Source organism: Cellulomonas telluris (genome assembly GCF_004886325.1).
GTDB lineage: Bacteria > Actinomycetota > Actinomycetes > Actinomycetales > Cellulomonadaceae > Cellulomonas > Cellulomonas telluris.
Genome location: NZ_QXFN01000056.1, coordinates 1 through 589, shown reverse-complemented (window position 1 = coordinate 589; position 589 = coordinate 1). Strand labels below are relative to the sequence as shown.

General features: G+C 70.1%; 2 protein-coding genes. Both read left to right on the top strand.

The features are described 5' to 3' along the window. On the top strand, positions 1 to 170 hold a 170-nt coding region (locus FB586_RS18730; RefSeq protein WP_246036997.1), incomplete at its 5' end, for a His/Gly/Thr/Pro-type tRNA ligase C-terminal domain-containing protein. 57 nt (positions 171 to 227) lie between these two features. Further along, positions 228 to 589 (top strand): tRNA-dihydrouridine synthase (locus tag FB586_RS18725; RefSeq protein WP_246036995.1); only part of this gene is annotated, 362 nt, incomplete at its 3' end.

Sequence of the window (589 nt, the reverse complement as noted above, 5' to 3'; positions counted from 1 at the left end):
GTCGCTACCGCCGCCAGGACGAGATCGGCACACCCTTCTGCGTCACCGTGGACTTCGAGACGCTCGACGACGACGCGGTCACCATCCGCGAGCGCGACACGATGAGCCAGGAGCGGGTCAGCCTCGACGGCATCACGAGGTACTTCGCGGAGAAGCTCGTCGGCTGCTGATCCCGCCCACGGGGTGCCTGATTTGGGCGCGGCCCGCCCGGGTTCGACAATGGGCGGGTGACCGCCCTGCTGCCCGACTCGCTCACCCTGGGGTCGCTGCGCGTCGACACCCCGGTCGTGCTGGCGCCCATGGCCGGCATCACCAACGCCGCCTACCGCCGCCTGTGCGCCGAGCAGGGCGCCGGGCTCTACGTCTGCGAGATGATCACGAGCCGCGGCCTCGTCGAGGGTGACGAGACGACGCGGAAGATGCTCGTCTTCGACGACCTGGAGTCGGTCCGCTCGGTGCAGCTCTACGGCACCGACCCGGTCTACATCGGCAAGGCGGTCGAGATCCTCTGCGCCGACTTCGGCGTGGCCCACGTCGACCTCAACTTCGGCTGCCCGGTCCCGAAGGTGACCCGCAAGGGCGGCGGGGG